This is a genomic window from Streptomyces sp. NPDC048623, assembly GCF_040650755.1.
In the GTDB taxonomy this organism is placed as follows: domain Bacteria; phylum Actinomycetota; class Actinomycetes; order Streptomycetales; family Streptomycetaceae; genus Streptomyces.
On record NZ_JBEZHV010000006.1, the window covers coordinates 305,510 to 322,653 of the forward strand.

At 67.6% G+C, this 17,144-nt stretch carries 11 protein-coding genes and 1 pseudogene; 9 read left to right on the forward strand and 3 right to left on the reverse strand.

The window, feature by feature from the left end; translation table 11 throughout:
• The first annotated feature begins 37 nt into the window (after positions 1–37).
• The gene (locus tag AB0C73_RS12145; RefSeq protein WP_362527881.1) at positions 38–877 is read left to right on the forward strand and encodes a LuxR C-terminal-related transcriptional regulator; all 840 of its coding nucleotides are present in this window, start codon (positions 38–40) and stop codon (positions 875–877) included.
• A 78-nt stretch (positions 878–955) separates the two neighbouring features.
• Here the strand turns inward: AB0C73_RS12145 and AB0C73_RS12150 are convergent, their stop codons facing one another.
• Complete coding sequence (locus tag AB0C73_RS12150; RefSeq protein WP_362527883.1) at positions 956–2,086, reverse strand: winged helix DNA-binding domain-containing protein; 1,131 nt, start codon at positions 2,084–2,086, stop codon at positions 956–958.
• Positions 2,087–2,331: 245 nt separating this feature from the next.
• Here AB0C73_RS12150 and AB0C73_RS12155 point away from each other — a divergent pair, with 245 nt between their 5' ends.
• Positions 2,332–3,507: a magnesium and cobalt transport protein CorA gene (locus AB0C73_RS12155; RefSeq protein WP_362527885.1), complete on the forward strand. Its 1,176-nt coding sequence runs from the start codon at positions 2,332–2,334 to the stop codon at positions 3,505–3,507.
• 491 nt (positions 3,508–3,998) lie between these two features.
• Positions 3,999–7,742: a hypothetical protein gene (locus AB0C73_RS12160; RefSeq protein WP_362527887.1), complete on the forward strand. Its 3,744-nt coding sequence runs from the start codon at positions 3,999–4,001 to the stop codon at positions 7,740–7,742.
• Positions 7,743–7,930: 188 nt separating this feature from the next.
• On the opposite strand, the gene AB0C73_RS12165 is transcribed toward AB0C73_RS12160, so the two are convergent.
• Positions 7,931–8,497 carry a hypothetical protein gene (locus AB0C73_RS12165; protein WP_362527889.1) on the reverse strand — a complete coding sequence of 189 codons (567 nt, stop codon included), beginning with the start codon at positions 8,495–8,497 and terminating at the stop codon, positions 7,931–7,933.
• Positions 8,498–9,039: 542 nt separating this feature from the next.
• Between AB0C73_RS12165 and AB0C73_RS12170 the strand changes: the two genes are divergently transcribed.
• The 3 genes from AB0C73_RS12170 to AB0C73_RS12180 all read left to right on the forward strand — a co-directional run bounded on the left by AB0C73_RS12170 (position 9,040) and on the right by AB0C73_RS12180 (position 12,028).
• Positions 9,040–10,800: a hypothetical protein gene (locus tag AB0C73_RS12170; protein WP_362527891.1), complete on the forward strand. Its 1,761-nt coding sequence runs from the start codon at positions 9,040–9,042 to the stop codon at positions 10,798–10,800.
• 2 nt (positions 10,801–10,802) lie between these two features.
• A complete protein-coding gene (locus AB0C73_RS12175; RefSeq protein WP_362527893.1) occupies positions 10,803–11,183 on the forward strand; it encodes a hypothetical protein in 381 nt (126 codons plus the stop codon).
• Between the two features lie 497 nt (positions 11,184–11,680).
• Entirely contained in the window at positions 11,681–12,028 is a 348-nt protein-coding gene (locus AB0C73_RS12180; protein WP_362527895.1) for a hypothetical protein, read from the forward strand.
• Between the two features lie 39 nt (positions 12,029–12,067).
• On the opposite strand, the gene AB0C73_RS12185 is transcribed toward AB0C73_RS12180, so the two are convergent.
• Positions 12,068–13,195 (reverse strand): hypothetical protein, encoded by a 1,128-nt coding sequence (locus tag AB0C73_RS12185; RefSeq protein ID WP_362527898.1) that lies wholly within the window; start codon positions 13,193–13,195, stop codon positions 12,068–12,070.
• 581 nt (positions 13,196–13,776) lie between these two features.
• Between AB0C73_RS12185 and AB0C73_RS12190 the strand changes: the two genes are divergently transcribed.
• The 3 genes and pseudogenes from AB0C73_RS12190 to AB0C73_RS12200 all read left to right on the forward strand — a co-directional run.
• Positions 13,777–14,508, forward strand: a complete 732-nt coding sequence (locus AB0C73_RS12190) for a TIGR02391 family protein (protein WP_362527899.1) — start codon at positions 13,777–13,779, stop codon at positions 14,506–14,508.
• A gap of 796 nt (positions 14,509–15,304) precedes the next feature.
• The gene (locus AB0C73_RS12195; protein ID WP_362527902.1) at positions 15,305–16,831 is read left to right on the forward strand and encodes a TerD family protein; all 1,527 of its coding nucleotides are present in this window, start codon (positions 15,305–15,307) and stop codon (positions 16,829–16,831) included.
• A 204-nt stretch (positions 16,832–17,035) separates the two neighbouring features.
• A pseudogene (locus tag AB0C73_RS12200) lies at positions 17,036–17,144 on the forward strand (CorA family divalent cation transporter); the annotation flags it as partial.

Genomic DNA, 17,144 nt, shown 5'->3' on the forward strand with positions numbered 1-17,144 from the left:
CAGTGACCCAGGTCTCACTACCCCCGTTCGGGGGGTGATGGTCGCGACGAAGGAGAACAGCGTGCCGGAGAGGGTCCAGGATCGCGTCGAGTCGGCGGAGCTGCGCGGCGCCCTGCTGCGGCTGCGCCGCGCCACGGGCCTCCAGGTGGCGTTCGGCGGGCTGCTCCACGACGGCTCGGCGATGCGGATCGCCGAGCTCGACGGTGTCGTGACCCCGGCGCTGCGCGGCCTGGCCATCTCGACCGGCTCCGGCCTCGGCGGCAAGTGCCTGGCCCTGTCCCGGCCGTGCGCGGTCACGGACTATCCCTCCGCCCGGCAGATCACCCACGAGTACGACGTCCCGGTCTCCGCGGAGGGCCTGCGCTCGGTGATCGCGGTGCCCCTGGTCGTCCGGCGCAAGGTGCGCGGGGTGCTGTACGGGGCGCTGCGCGACGCGCTGCCGATCGGCGACCGGGTCTTCGACGCGGCGGTCGCGGCGGCCCGGGACGTGGAGCAGGTGCTCGCCGTACGGGACGAGGCTCGCCGGCTGATGGCCGAGCGCGAGGCGCTGCGGCAGGCGTACGGCGAGCTGCGCGAGCTCGCGCCCAAGGTCACCGACCCCGAGCTGCGGAACCGTCTGTGGGCGGTGTGCGGGCACCTGGAGACGGCCTCCGGCGGCAGCGACTCGGGGTCGGACCCCGAGGTGACCCTGACGCCGCGCGAGACGGACGTCTTGGCCGCGGTGGCCTCGGGTGCGACGAACGCCGCGGTGGCGGAGCGGCTCGGGCTGCGTCCGGAGACGGTCAAGGGCTATCTGCGCTCGGCGATGCGCAAGCTGGGCGCGCACACGCGCCTGGAGGCGGTGGTGGCGGCGCGGCGGGCGGGCGCGCTGCCGTGACCCCGGGCGTGGACCCGGCCGCGGCCCTGGCGGCGGCGCTCATTCGGCGTCCCCGGTCGCCGTACTCACTCTGCGTACTCATTCGGCGTACCGGATCTCGTACGGGACGTCCTCCGGCCCGAGGAGGCGCAGGGTCCGCTCGGCCTCGGCGGTGAGCTCGGCGCGCCCGGCCCGGCCGATCGGGGCGAAGGCGTCGATGGTCATGATCGTCCGCTCCTTGTCCTCCTCCAGGTGCCAGATCCCGGCGAGGAAGCCGTCGAGGAGGAAGGTCCGGTGGGCCTGGTTGCCGGTCCAGGTGCGGGTGCGGTGCTCGACGGGCACGACACGGGTGCGGTCGGCGTGTGAGAGCAGCAGGTTGTCGAACTCGGGCAGGAAGCGGGCCGGCGCGGGGGTGTCCTCGTCGGGGCGGGGCGCGTCGGGCAGGTCGAAGAGCTCGGTGCCGTGCTCGTCGCGGAAGACGAGAAGTCCGGGGCGCAGCCGCTCGAAGGCGGGCCGGAGGCGGGTCAGGCCGCACCAGGTCTGCATGTCCTTGACGGAGGCGGGCCCGAAGGCGCCGAGGTAGCGCAGGACGGTCTCGTCGGGGTCGGCGGGTTCGTTCCTCTCGGAGCGGAACCAGTGCGTGGCGCTGGTGAGGGCCACCTGCCCGCTCCGCCGCCAGAGCCCACGGGGTGTGACCTGGACCATGGGCAGCAGGCACCGGGCGGCGATGGTGAGCGCCTGCGGATCGGCGTCGGGCCACTCCTGGAGCAGGTGCTCGCGCAGTTCCTTGGGGGTGCGGGGCCGCTCGTCGACGTAGTCGGCGGTCAGGGCGACGAGCCGGTCGAGGTCGACGCCGACGAGCCCCTTCCGGAACATCCGCAGCTCGCGGTCGATCGCCCCCTCCTGGACGAACCGGCGCAGGGGTCCGGCATCCACTGCGGTGTGGGTGTGGACGGTGGACCGGAGCGAGACGATCCGGGCGACCCGGCGCTCCTCCATGGCCGCGGACAGGTCCTCGGGCCGGAAGCCGTCGAGGCGGGCGGCGAGCGCGTAGTACGGCGGCTTGGTGTTCTGGGCCTGGAGCCCGACGAGGTGGTGGACGGCCTGCTCGGCGGTGAGGGGTGCGGGGCGGAGCAGGAGCTGGCGGTCGAGGGTGGCGCGGTTGAGGGCGCGGGTGGAGAGGACCGGAGGCGCGGCCTTGGCGGTCTTCGTCGTCTTCTTCGAGGCCATGGCCGCACGCTAGCGAGGATTGCGGACAGGTACGGTCCGCAAAGGAGCGGTCCTGGCGTCTCCGTCCGGCCGAGAGGGTGGCACGGGGTGCCCCCGCAGTGTGGGTTTCACCCCGTTATCCTGCGAATCAGCCCGATCCCGCGGGCGAGGACACGTACGCGGGGTGAAACCGTGGAGCGCGACCACGGGGCGGACCCTTGAGGCGAGGCCTCGGAGGTGCGTCCCGGTCCGGAGGAGACCGACCGATGTCCGACCGCCGTCCGCGCGCGTCCTGGCGCCGCGCACCGGAGCCGCCGGCCGCCGCCGCGTCCGCCGCGCGACCCCCGTCGTCCCCGTCGTCGCCGTCGGCGCCCTCGGCGTCGCCCTCACCGTCGTCGCGGCCGGCGGAGCCCGCGAACCGGCCGAGCGTGGTCCAGGCGACCCTGTACCGCGACGGCCACCGGGTCTCCTCGCCCGCCACCCTCGCGGAAACCTTCCGCCAGCTGCGTGAGCACCCCGACGGCATGGCCTGGATCGGCCTGCAGCGCCCGACCGAGGAGGAGCTCCACTCCCTGGCCGCCGAGTTCGACCTCCACGAACTGGCCGTCGAGGACGCGATGGAGGCCCACCAGCGCCCGAAGCTGGAGCGGTACGGCGAGACCCTCTTCGTCGTCCTGCGCGCCGCCCGCTACCTGGACGCGCCGGAGGAGGTCGACTTCGGCGAGCTCCATGTCTTCGTCGGCCCCGACTTCGTCATCACCGTCCGCCACGGCGCCGCCCCCGACCTCTCGGCGGTCCGCCGCCGCATGGAGGCCGACCCCGAACTCCTCGCCCTCGGCCCGGAGGCGGTGCTCTACGCGATCCTGGACGCGGTGGTCGACGGCTACGCCCCGGTGGTGGCGGGCGTCCAGAACGACATCGACGAGATCGAGACCGAGGTCTTCGGCGGCGACCCCGCGGTCTCCCGCCGCATCTACGAACTCTCCCGCGAAATGGTCGAGTTCCAGCGCGCCACCCGCCCCCTGGTCGGCATGCTCCACGGCCTGATGGCCGGCTTCGCCAAGTACGGCACGGACGAGGAACTCCAGCGCTATCTCCGTGACGTGGCCGACCACGTCACCCACACCAGCGAACGCGTCGACGGCTTCCGCCAGGCCCTCACGGAGATCCTCACGGTCAACGCGACGCTGGTGACCCAGCAGCAGAACGCGGAGATGAGGGCGCTGGCGGAGGCGGGCTTCGAGCAGAACGAGGAGATCAAGAAGATCTCCTCCTGGGCCGCCATTCTCTTCGCGCCCACCCTGGTGGGCACGATCTACGGGATGAACTTCGACAACATGCCGGAGCTGCACTGGGTGGGCGGGTACCCGTTCGCGGTGCTGCTGATGGCGGTGGTGTGCACCAGCCTGTACGTGATCTTCAAGCGGAAGGACTGGCTGTAGCCAGGGAGTCGGAACCGGCGATCGAATTCGCCACGGCAAACCTCACCGATGGATAGATTCGAGGCCCTGGGGAGAATCTGGGGAGAACGCACGGCACCATGGAGTGAGCCGCCCTCCTCCCATCTGCTGCTCCCCGCCTTTCTCGTGTCTCAGCTTCGCGCTGGGAAGCCGTACGGTTTCACAGCAGGGCCTGCGATGCTTCTCAGGTGACCAGGAAGAGCAGGGGTCGGAGCAGCAGGGTCGGCCTCCCCGTCCCCGTTCAGCAGAGCGAGCCGAGTAACGCACCCGGCGAGACCTTGTGGGTGAAGACGCGATCGGGAGCCCGCGCCGGGCGTGGGTTCCACTATCAGGACGCTGTCGGGGCCTGGCTATGCGGCCGCGTTTTGTCCGGCGCCCTCGACGCGGATCGCGTCGTCCCGGAGGGGTTGGAAGACCTCTCGTGTGATGGGCCAACCCCCTGGCACGTCCAGGTGAAGTCCCGTCAGGAACGGATGGGCGACTTCACCGCTTCTGAGGTGGCTAAGCATCTCGTTGCCATGGCCCTGGCACACGCAAAGCGTGTACAAGCAGGGGTGCCAGGTCGGCCCCTTCTTGTGCTCGAGCGGCCGATTGAAGGGGAATGGCTCACCGATTGGGGCGCCCCCTTGAGTGACCTCCCGCGAGGCCACCAGTTGCTACAGGCGCTCAACACAAAGGCCACGCAAGCTGGTCTGACCAAGGACGAAATCGACGCATGGTGCGATGTCGCCAGCCTCTACGTCTTGCCTTGGCGTGCCGCCGCCGAGGACACCCGCACTGCTGTAGCCCATCGGCTCGGGTTGTTGCCGGTAGCTGCGGAGACAATCGTGCTAGCTCTACGCAACGCCGTCGCAAGACAGGCCGATGCCAACGCCGAGAGGAGCCTGTCAGGAGCAGCAGGGCTGAGTCGAACGAGCATTGCACGGATTGCGACTGAGGTCGCGGAAACCATCGACCGTGCACCACTGGAGGAAGCACTGACCACGGGCCTGTGCGAGCCGGTGGACTTCGACCGGCCGCTCCAGTCCGCCGGCTTCCACGAAGGTATCGACGTGCAGCCCGGCCACATCGCTGCCGGGCTTCCGGCCCCCAGACCGGTCCTGACTGGGCAGGTAGCGGACGCGATCCATCGAGGTCAGAGCGTCCTCGTGACCGGCCCTTCTGGTATTGGCAAGTCCACCGTGATGTGGACGGCTGCCTACGTGACCAGACATGTGCTCTGGTACCGCATCAGGCGGCTCCAAGCCGACGATGCCGTCCCGCTGGTGAGGCTGGCGAAGGCGTTGCAGCCCTCGGCCCGATCTCCGGTCGGATTCATCGTGGACGGCATCGGCATCGGAGCGGCCGAGGCATGGGATGTCCTCTACCGCGAGCTCGCTCCTATTCCCGGTGTCCTGCTCCTGGGCTCGGTCCGGAGCGAGGACCTACTACCCCTTCAAAGCCGGGCCAACTGTACCCAGATCGAGGTGACGCTCGACGAAGAGGTCGCTGAGCAGATTCACGCCGGACTGTCGGCTACCGGAGCCACGACGGCCGCGCATTGGCAAGAGGCGTATGACGCGGCAAACGGATTGACCCTGGAGTTCACTCACCTCCTCACCCGCGGACGAAGGCTCGCAGATGTCCTGTCCGAGCAAGTAGAGCGGCGAGTTATCGAAGGTCGGGAGACAGAGATCGAGATCTTGGCCAGGATCTCGATCGCCCACCGGTGGGGCGTCGATCTACCCGTACGAGCCCTTCAGCAGCAGCTGGGGCTTGAAAACACGGACCTTCGCGTGGCCCTGTCCCGCCTGGCCGATGAACACCTCGTCCACGAGCGGAGCGGACGGCTGTCCGGTCTGCACCAGCTGCGCTCGGCGCACCTGGCCGATGCCGTGCACGCGATTCCGCCGCCGATCTTGGACGAGACCGTACTCGCAGTGATGCGCATACTGGCGGACTCACAGCTTCAGCCGTTCATCGCCGGCGTCCTCACCGAACACCCCGAGCTGGACCCCGTTGTACTGGACCAGGTCGCGGTCCGACTCGGCCGCCACCCTTCTGTAGAGGCGGTCACCGGCGCGCTACAGGCCCTTCGGCTGGTGGACGTCAACCGCACTGCAGCTGAATGGCTCCGGACCCTCGACCGATACCGGATCCCACCCGCGCTGCGCCGCACCACACTTCAGTTCGCGCTCGTGGATGGAGAGCTGCTGCCGCAGCTCAAACCCGAGATCGCTGAGGCCATCACTGAGATTCGGGCAGCTGACTCATCCGGTTCGCCGCTGCGTGACGCGCTCGCGGATCGGCTCGGTACGACGGCAATCGGCCGCCTACTGTCAGAGTGCGAGAAACCGGTCGATTCCCAGCGGTTGCTCGCCGTCCTTGCCGGGACGGATCTGGATCTCACGGATTGGCCAGCGGTGGTCTCTGACTCACCGTTCGGCCAGATGCTCGCCGACGCACCGATCAGTCTTCTGGGAGACATTCTTTCCACAGCCCGGGCCGTATCGGTCCCCCTGGCCAAAGAGCTGCTGGAGATCGGGGGCGGAGAGGAGCGCGTGCTGGCCACCATCGCAACCGATTCGCCGTGGGTCACTGAGGCGTCTGTCATCGAACGCGAGGGCAGCCGAGTTGCGTTCGCCCGCCTGCTCCATGTGTCGGACCGGGCACGGCCGAGCGCGGAACAGGAGGTCAGGGAGCTCGGGCGGACGCTGCTGCGCTCCCTTCCGCAATGCGAGAAGGTCGACCTCCAGAATCTGCTGCCCGGTGGCCTGCCCCTGGCCATTGGTGACTTCACCAGTGGGGTCAGCCGTCTGCAGCGGCAGTTCGACAGGTCTCCCGTCTCGATGGCATGGACTCGCACACGCGCGTTGATCGGGGCAATGGCGGCGGGGCAGACTGACTGGACCACCCGAGCCGCGAACGCGGCCTCCTTGCTCCCCGTACTCCATCAATACCTGACGGATCTGACCAGAATCTGGTGCGTCGGTCGTGGTCGCCCCAAAGACGCCGAGGACCTACGCACGACACAGGCAGCGCTCAAGAACTGGGCCTCTTCTCTGACACTCCCCGTCGACACCTCGTTTCTGTCATCTCTGCCCGTCGGCGACGACGTTCCAGGAGGTGGAGCCGACCACCTGCAACAGTTCGTGGATGGGATCGCCGAGAACGCCACCAGAAGGCTCGCAGAACCCAAAGGGTACGCAGCGCTCGCCGGCTACGTGGGCGACACCCTGACACGTCTCGCCTTGCAGGTGCGAGATGAGGAGCGCTGGCACCTCATCGGCCAAGAGCCTCCGGACGTCCTCAATCAGCTGGTTAGGACACTCACCGATTTGCACGCCGTTCTGGCCGAACTCGCCTGGGGTACCCTCGGACCCAAGAAACTCACCGCCGCGGCGCGGTCAGGACCCTCCGCACAGGCACTTAGTCGGGCGGCAGACCTTGCCCGCCGAGCTGCCAACGCACGTGCAGGCGCCATGTCCCTGAAACTCCAGTCCGACGCCAGGGCAGCAGGGATCCGTATCAGTGTGTATATCAGGCCCATCACCGAGGCGGACTCAACGGAGTGGCCTGCCATGGAACTCGCGGTGGGTGTGCACCTCACCGAACTAGCTCAGTGGCCGGCGGCAGTGGAACAGCTGTGCTCGCTGTTGAAGCACGATCCCGGCTCCCAGGGCAGCCGCAGAGCCGTCCTGCTCGTGCCCCTTCTCACTGGAAGACCGGTCAGACTGATGGCGCGACAGCTTCAGACGGCCCTGTGGCCGGGAATGGGTCTCTTCGACGCCTGGAGCACCGAGCTTCCCAAGGCGCACCCAACTCCCCTCACAGAGGCCGCCATCGCCGCACACCAGGCTCTCCAGTGCCTCTCCGGGCTGGCTCATCTTGCGACCCTGCGGGACACCGACGTAAGGCACCAGGAGACCGCCGACGAGGCAGTGGCGCAGTTCCAGCAGGCACGCCACGTGATCGCGGGACTGCTCCACCAAGGGGACCCGGTCATCGACGCGGTCCTCGGCTTCCTCGACGCCCTCGCCCGTCGGGTTGAGGGCGAGATCGCAGAGGGCCCGGCCCTCAGAGAGTCTGGCGTGCCCAACTTCGCCAGCGCCATCGCCCAGGGAGTGACCGGCCAACCAACAGAGGACTACCTACAGCTGGACGGCATGACGGCCATAACCCTGCAATGGGATCTCGACCCCGACCATGCGGCACGACTCCTCACTGCGATCGACTGACGAAGACATCGGTCGATCAAGGCTCAGCCAGCCAGCCGCTGGCGATCGAGGACGCCCGGACCTGAGAGAAGCAACGGCTCTCCTGGACCAGCCTCGGGCGCAAGCAACTACCGCGGCACAAGATCTCGGGTGCGGTCCTTGAAACTGTCGCTGCCTTACGGTCGTCCGGGGACGCAGACGGTGGTTCGTCAAGCTTCGATACGACCGATCGTGGCTCGGCGAGACAAGACGAAGCCCTCAGGTACGTACTCGGGCACCGCACCGAGCAAGGCATCGACTGCCGCACGCCCCTTGCCGCCGGCCTCAGGCATGAAGTGGGCAAAGTGGTCGAGGGTGATCGTCGGACTGGAGTGGCCGAGCCAGCGGGCGAGGGTAACCACAGACTCCCCAGCTTCGAGGATGATCGAGGCGTACGTGTGCCGGAGGATGTGGAAGCCGTCCTTGCGGGACGCCTTCCAGCGCCCGCCCTGCTCCCGCATGGGGATGACGCCGGCCTTCGCGAGCGCGGGCTTCCATAACTCGTCGTTGAAGATGTTGGCGCGGATCGCGTTGCCGTACGTGGTGGTCAGGACAATCGGGAAGACCCGCCTCTCCCACTCGGGCTCCGGCCGACCCCACGGCAGCTCGACCTCGACGACCGGAAACTCGAGGAAATGGGCGGCCAGCTCAGCGGTGACCGAACCGGGCATGTCGACGACGCGCGTCTTCCCGCCCTTGGGCCGCGTGAAGTACAAGCGCCCATTGAGCAGTTGCACCTGGCGGCGTACCCGGATGACGCCACGATCGAAGTCGACGTCCTGCGGCGAGAGCCCGAAGACCTCGCCCTGGCCAGCGCTCGTAGACGGTACCCACGATCGAAGGAATCGACCGTGGGCGGGAACCAGTCAAGATGACGGTGCGCGGGAATGGGCATTTTGTGGATGTCAGCCCCTCTCACCTGGGGCAACGTGGATCCACCTGGTGCTGGTTCTTGCCATAGCGCCCACTGCCCTAGTGGCGCGTCTCCTACTTTCCCTGACTGATCGAATTGTTCGTGGGCAGGATGGGCCGCTGATGAGCAGGGGTCTCGGGGGAGGTGCCTATGTCCTTGCTGTTTTGGCGAGCCTCCGCGCCAAGCGGTTCGCCCCGCGAGGTCGTCTCCGAGTCAGATCCTGCCGAAGCTGTTCCGAGCGTCCCGCTCCAGAAGGGCTCCGATGGGGCTGCCGAGACCGACAGCCCTCGCTCCCTGCGTGCAACGTACGCTGCACGTTACGTGCCGCCTTCCACAACTGAGGTGGCCCGCCTGCTCGCTGGAGCCATGCACGAGCGCGTGAACCGTATCGGTCAGGCACGTGACCTGATGGGTCAGTGGCAGGACCGCGTCCGCGGTCACAAGGCACGCGATATGCGGCACCTGGGCCCGCTTGCCGGTGAGGAACTCGTCCGATGGACTCTTGACAACGTGCTCAGTGCGCGAAAGCGACCTGTTCCCTCCTTCGGCTTCAGCCTTCCGCTCGTCCTCACACATAGCGTCGCTGCCCAACGTCAGCGCCGACTGCGCGGTATCGCGATGGCCGGGGTGGTGAGCCTCGTGGCAGTGCGTCATCCGTGGGGTGCGCTGGCACTGGTGGTGATGGCACTGCTCCACCACTACCTCCTCACAGCCGGTCTCCTTCGCGCGCTGCTCCGCTGGGGCTTCAGCTCGCTCGTTTCCCTGCTTCTCGTGATCGCGGGTGGCTACCTGGCCTGGTCACAGGTTCAGCCCCGTACACCCACCCTGATGTTCGCGGTACAGGACTCTGTCGCCGCCGCTGTGTGGACGACACTCCTGCTCACCGTCGTCTACACGATGGACCGCTGGACGGGCCTGGCCTACCTGGCCTCGTTGGGACCTTGGCGCAAGGCCCCGGCCACTCGCCCACGACTTGCCCCGCGTGCAAGGGCTCGCATTGCCGAATGCGAGGTAAGCGAACGGTGGCAGAGCATTCCGTACCGGAAGGAGGACGGGGTCAATCGCTTCGTCGGCGCCGGCCTCGATGCCTGGCGTGCCGGCGGACCCCGCATCCAGCTCACCGCCGCTCGTCGCGCGAACGATGCGGAGGACAAGGAGCAGATCGGCACGAACCCAACTCCGACATCAGGACCGTCCGCTGAGGCCAACGTCTCATCGGGGGGCGAGACTGCCGGCATCCGCAAGTTCGAGGCCGACGAGCTGATGGCCAAGCTGCGCGTCGAACTCGAACGCCTCAGCGGCGTCCTTGTGGAGACCCACGCCCTCCCTCATTGCGACATCTTCGAAACACTCGCCGTCCCGCAGTCCCGGTGGAAGAAGCTCCCGCGCAAGCCCGGCCGCAAGCCCGATGCTCCGAGAAGAGCTTTCGACGACGCCTGGCCGGAGGCACGGGAAATGGTCGAGGAAGGACGAAGGGCTCCGTCAGGCCACCACTCGCGTCGCTATCTCGCTGCGCAGGTCGTCGACTGGGAGGGGCAAGTCGTCGTTACGGTGTTCGCCCACGCAGCGCTGGAGGGGAAGACGCTCCACTTCGTGACGCGCCCACACGTTATGGCGCCTCTCGAGGACGAGGCTCGCTCCGAGTCGGCGAAGGGGTGGGAGCTCGCCAAGAAGATCCTCCTCACCCCCGTACACGCCCTCGGGGACACTGTGGCACTGGCGCGTCGGTCCCACGCCGGCCTCATCCGGACCTTAAGCGTGGTCGTTGGCGGCTTGTTCGGGCAGTTCGCGCAGCAGCAGGCAGCAGCAGTTCTCGACAAGACCGAGAAGAAGGACAACGGCGAGCCGGTCAGCCTCCGTGAGCACTGCGCCCTCGACGCACCGGAGGACATGCACCAGGTCGAGGACGCAGCCCGGCACGTCTCGATCCTCCAGTCACGCATGTTCAGCACGGTTGGAGCCTTCCTCGATGACCACGGCGTCGACACCGGCGACTTCAGACGCCAAGCGCAGGAGGTCGTCACCAAGATCTTCATCAACGGCGACCACAACCAGGTCAACACCGGGACCATGCACGGTGGTCAGGAACAGAGCGTCGAAAACAGCAACGCGCAGCCGAAAGGATGATCATGACTATCTGGCGGAGCCGTGAGACGAGTGGCGGCATGCAGATCACGGGCAACGGGAACCAGGTCAACACCGGACAGATCGGCGGGGACCAACGCCAGTCGTACGTCAGCGCAGGTCGGGACACCCGCCACCTCCAGGCGGCTCTGGCGAAGCTCTCGGAGCTGGAGGCGGCCGTGGAGGAGCACGCCGCAGAGCTGAGCAATGCCGATCTGGCGCGCCGAACAGCTGGACGCATCGGCGAGGAGCTGAACAGCGCCCAGCCCGACGAGCGCCGCATCAGAGACAACCTCGAAGACCTCGGGCTCGCCATCGGGTCGGCGGCGGCCGTCGTCACCGTCCTCCAGGGCCTCACCGCCGCCGTCAGCACACTGCTCGGATAGCACGTGGGCAACGAGATCGTGCTCCTCCCCTACAAGCTGGTCTGGGAGCCGAGTTGCTCCCCAACTCTCTCCAAAAACCGCCGAGACCAATCGAGACCGCCCACCTGACCTGCATAAACGCCATCTCGGCAGGCGAGCTCAACGACCGAACCTCATTCGGGACGAAGAGGTCGTGAGTTCAGGTCCCGCCGCCTCGACAGGGTAAAACCAGGTCAAAGGCCTGATCCTCAGTGAGGATCAGGCCCTCCCTGCGTTCCCAGTGATTGTTTGGGAAAATCCTGCAGGGAGATCTTGGTGGGGTACCCCAAGCTCTGGGGTCCGGCGTATCGGGAGGGCATGCGATGGAGCCGAGAAGTGCAGCAGCAGCGGGACAGGCCTTCCCTTACACCGCACGAACTACCTGTTACATCGAGATCCACAGGGACGGCCGCGTCACCCACGGCGCAAATCGGGCGACGTACGAGCGGGCGGTGGCCGGCGAGTCCAGGTTGTATGCCGTGTGGCCTGGGGAGTGGTCCAGCCATCTCTTCGTGATCGACGATCTGGACGAGTACGCCAAGGCGTGGGGCATCAAGCACGACGTCCAGCGGACAGGGCTGGCCGAGCATGTGCATCAGGTCCGATGGGCCGAATCGGACGAGGAGAAGAATCCTCGCAGCCCGTACATCGGCATCGAGGTCGTGTTGGACTGCGGGTGCAAGATCGAGAGTCTCCGTGTGTTCGCCGAGCAGATGCGGGAGCAGAAGGGCTGGGCGGTGGCCACCTCGGTCGGGTGGAGCCGCTGGGGCGGACCCGAGGGGACCACGTACTCCCTCAGGGTCCGCCGCAAGAGTCTGGCTTCCTGAACCATCGCGGCCAGGGTCCTGCTGGACGCTGCCTGGCAGTCAGCGGCGGAACCCGCGATGGGGATCTCGTGCGTCGACGTTCAGGAACGGTTCGAACCAGGCTTCGGCACGGAGGTCGCCGATGCCCATGTGTTGGTTCGTCTCGCCGTCCGGGTCCTCGATTCCGTCGAAGCGAGCGTTGTAGAGCATCAGCACGTCGGTGTCCTGGGAGAACACCTCGGAGCACATGTCGAAGTCGTAGTCGTCGCGGTGGGTGGGCAGCCTCCCGTGGTCACTGGCGGCATCGTCTTCGACCTCGTGGTCGGCGGCGTCACGGATGGCGAGGTGAAGGGCGAGTTCCTCGGCCGTGCAGGTGGGCTCCGGCCACTGTCCGCGTTCGAGGTCGCTGGCGAGGTCGTCGGCGGCCCGGGCGAACCGGCGGCGCCACTGGAGGTCGGCCGCGAAGGTCAGCTTCGGGAGGTAGGAGAACACTCCCCAGTGGCCGTCGTACTCGTCGGGCACCACGGTCCTGTCACCGAGTTCCTCGCTGTCGTCGTACGCCTGGTCGGCGAGCACGCACAGTTCTGTGTAGAGGAGGTCGGCCGTTCGGGGGGTGAGCCGCCACTGGCACCGTTCGTCTTCGCACTCCGGGTCATCGCAGTGCGGCGCCTCCGTTGCGAACAGTGCTGCGAAGTCCAGGCTCTTACCCTTGGTGGACGGCTTCGCTTGCTCACCTCGGCGGACAGCCGCCGAGTATCGCCAGCCCGCGCCGAAGTCGGCAACCACCGCTTCCTTGCTCCAGTCGGCGACCTCATGGCCCTCCTCGGTATACAGCCTCATGCCCTGGGATGCCTCTGTAACGGTGTCCGCGCCCTCGATCTCGGCGTCGGCCTCCCCGAGCCACATGACCGCCCCGACGATGTCCTGGGGGTCGTCGCTCTCGGTGCTCTGACTCGGCAGGGGCTCCCAACCCGCGCCCCTGGCTGCCTTCAGTACGGCCTGCGGGTCATGTACGTGGAACTCTCGGAGTACCTCTACCCGAATGACCGGACCAGCCAGGTCAGCGAGCCGTGCGTCGTTCGGGGTCCTTGCGTCGCGCCGAGCCGCGTCGGGGTCGCCGTCCTCCTCCGAGTCGTCGTCAACGTCGTCGGCGAGCTGCTCCCACTTCAGGAAGCTGCCTGGTGCCATGGGCCAGACACCCGCCAGCGCGTGCCGTGCGGCGCTGCGGAGGGAGGAAGCCGGAGCATCCGGCAGCTGGGCACAGAGCTCCTCCAGTGGCTCGGGCTTCCAAGCTTCGACAGAAGCACCAATGGCCTGCTGGAGGATACTCACCGCCTGCTGCGCGAGCTCGGGCTGCCGGCAGGTGAGGACGGCCTGCAAGGAGGCGGGGCCCTCTCGGTGATGGACGAGGGCGAGGATGCGGCTTTTGCTGGGGGTGTGCTCGCAGTGGAAGCCGCGGAGCGCGGCTAGGGTCGGCTGAGCAGACATGCGGAGGACTCCGAACGATGGACGCACGGGAAACGTGCGTGAAAGCGAGTGGAGTTCCGCTGGTGGGCACGCTGCTGACGCGCCTCCGGACGGCGAAAGACTAGGTTTGTTCGGCTGGTTCCCCCGGTGCTACCGGGAGTCCGGACCTTGCCTCCACAGCTTACTCACACGAGACAGCCGAGAGCGGGGGAAGGGGCCGATCTCGAGACCGAGGTTCTCTGCAGCGCCACTGCCTGAGCGAAGCCTCCCCCGTTGTCAGTGGTCGGTCGGATGATGGCGGCATGGCCATCGATGTCGAATGGGCGCGGTCCGAGATCGCCGAATTCCTGACGCTGACGACGATGCACGCACCGTCGAACCCGAACGTGATCAGCTTCCACCTGGAAACCCGTGGCTCCGACGACGAGATCGTCGCGAGTGCGCAGGTGGTCGAGAAGATCCTGGACCGGGTCCTACCCACGTGGCGGACCAGTGTCCCGTCCGAGAACAACAAGCTGCTGAATCGCTGGTCCCAGCATCGGGAAGCCGCCCAGCGAGCCGATGTCGCACTTCAGCGGGACGCGGAGATCCGCAAGCGGCTCGGCGACGACGCACCGCAGCTCAGCGCGGCAACCATGCACCCGTGGGCCTGGGACGGGGCCCGAGCCCTGTGGCAGAGCGGCCACTTCCGGCAGGCGGTCACCGCGGCTGCCCGCAAGGTGAACGCCGAGACGCAGAACAAGGTGGACAGGCGGGACGTGAGCGAAACAGCCCTCTTTCTGAACGCGTTCTCCAAGGACGCTCCCAAGCCCGGTCAGCCCCGGCTCCGCCTGATGCCGGACGACGGCAGCGATACCTTCCAGAGCATCCATCGAGGCGCGGCCGCGTTCGCTGAGGGGTGCTTCGCGGGCATCCGGAACCCCAACAGCCATGAGGACGGCCTGCCGGAGCTTCCGGAGCACGAGGCGCTGGAACAGCTGGCGGCCATCAGTGTGCTCGCACGTTGGGTGGACTCCGCCACCGTCGAGCGGTGAGCACGAATGTGCGTCGGCCGAAGTGGCCGGCACACATTCGTAGTGGTAGGGAAACGATCATCCCGAAAATGCCGGAAGCTATGGGCGGCAGCTCATCACGGGGCACATTCACGCAGGTCAAAGCCCTATAACTCCCCCACCAAGTGCCTTCTAAGCACATGGTCGGGGCTACCCGGCCCGGTCCTTGTCAGAGCCGTTCGCCGATCAGGAGCATCTCTCCAAGGAAACACGTGGGTATTGATGTGATCCCCGGGCCTGCACTCTCGAAGCGCCACCCCGGCAACTGATGCCGCTCCGGCGTGTACGGAGGCGGTCGATGCTTGTGTCCGGTATGGGCTTCACCCGAGGATGCTTCCGCAGTCGGCCTCGAAGCCCCCTGCCGTTCGCCGGCAGTAGGAGCGAAGCCCCGGCATCGATATCGGAAGACTGCCAGACTCTTTGCAGCAGCGAGGGAGGCTCCATGGGTTTCGGATTCCGCGTCGGTGTGCCGGGATTGAGCGTGCGCGTCTCGACAAGGGGTGTACGGACGTCCATCGGGCCGCGGATGGCACGCGTGAACGTAGGAGGCGGGCGAACGACGCTCTCGTCGGGCATGGGGCCCTTGTACGCCTCCACCGCGCTGGGCGGTGGGCGCCGTCGGAGCACGACGAGCCGCGCGCCACGTTCCGGCTCGCGCCCGCGGGCCACCGTACCTTCGGGCGCGCAGCTGGAACGGGCTCGCCGACAGGCTGAGCGGGCCCGACAGGAGGCAGAACGCGACGCGGCCATCGCGCATCTGCGGGAACTGCGGCTGCAGATGACCAGCGTGCATCTGCAGCCCTTCTCCCCCGCCCACCCGCCGGTGGTGCCCGCTCCCCCGCAACTGGGACTGCCCTGGGCGTTGGCCGAGGCCAGGACGTTCCATCTGGCGGGGCTCAGTGTGTTCGCCCGTGCAGAGCGCGCCGAGGCGAAGCGGCGGGCCGAGCAGGACGCGCCGGTGTACCTGGCCGCCGAACAGGCGCGGTTGCACGGCATCTACGCCGCTTTGACCACCGAGGCACATCAATGGTGGCAGGCCCTCGTCGCGAACGACGAGGCGACCGTCTGCGAGACGGTCAACTACGCCTTCTCCGACAACCCCGCCGCCGGCTGCGCGGTCGGGGTGGATGGCTCTGTGATGTCCGTGGTGATGCGGCAGCCCGACATCGACTCGCTCCCCGACCGGACTCCCGGAGTCACCTCCAGCGGGCGCCCCACACTGAAGACGCTGACGAAGCGCGACCGGGTCCTGTGGTGGCTCACGGCCATGGGGTCCAACGTCATCGCCACCCTCAAGGAGGGCTTCGCCGTCGCGCCAGGAATCACCGCGATCGACCTCGCGGTGATCACCCGCATGCCGGACACCCAGCGGCTGGGGTTCGTGGCGTACGGCCGGTGGACCCGCCAGGTCATCGAGGCAGGCTCCTGGCGGCAGCCGGAGGACGCGCTGCGGTTCCTCGACATCGGCCAGGACGTCGCCTGCGCCGTCGCCACGACCGCCTCCGGAAACCTGTCGAGCACCATCAAGCCGCTGGACACCAGCCGTCTGCCCGGCCTGCAGAGCCTGCTCGACCACGCCCAGGACGACGCCACCTCGGTCGACGCCACACTGGCCGGCCTGGACGGCGACCTCATCGCCAACGTCCCCGCCACCCACGATGTGCCAACCTCAGACCCCTATCTGATCCACACGTTCGCCGAGTGGAGGGCCCAGGCCCCGTCCCCGGCCCAGCTGCCCGCCACGGGCGAGCCCGTTCACGCCGCCCCCGCGACGCTTACGCCTGGGCAGAACCTCACCCTGCCCGACGAGGCGTGGGAAGGGCTGAACATCACGTTCAGCTTCGACGGCGCAGACGCCGACCTCACGCTCTTCCTCACCGACGCGCACGGCCGGGTCGCCTCCGACGAGGACTTCGTCTTCTACAACCAGCCGTCCGCCGCCGAAGGGGCCGCACGTCTCCTGGGGAAGCAGAACGATGGCACGCACACCATCGAGCGCGCCGCCGTCCACCTCGCGGCTCTGCCTGAACGCGTCCAACGCACGACGATCGCAATCAACATGGATGTCGACACCGGACTGACGTGCGGCTCCCTCACCCACGCAGAACTGTCCCTGAAATGCACTGCCGCCGCCTGGGCCTTCCAGCCACCCGCCGATCCTGCCATCCGAGCGATGGTCGTGGCAGAGCTATACCGGCACAGGTCCACCCAGGGTCTGCCGGTGTGGAAGCTCCGAGCAGTCGGGCAGGGCTGGGCAGACGGACTCGACGGCTTGGCCAGAGCGCACGGAGTCGATGTGGTGTAGCCCATCGCACGGACGCTCCACTGACCAGCAGCAGGCCGCCTCCGAACGCTCTCCGCTGGGGAGAATCTGGGGAGGATCAAGCCCCGTTGGGGAGCGGCTGGGGAGGATCGGCTGTATAAGTCGGTAGCACGATGAAAGAGCCGGAAAGGTTGATCGGCGCAGGTCAGAGCACCTCTCCAGTCGACTCCCGCAGGTCAGCGACGCGAGGGCGAGGACTTCAAGAAGATCTCCTCCTGGGCCGCCATTCTCTTCGCGCCCACCCTGGTGGGCACGATCTACGGGATGAACTTCGACAACATGCCGGAGCTGCACA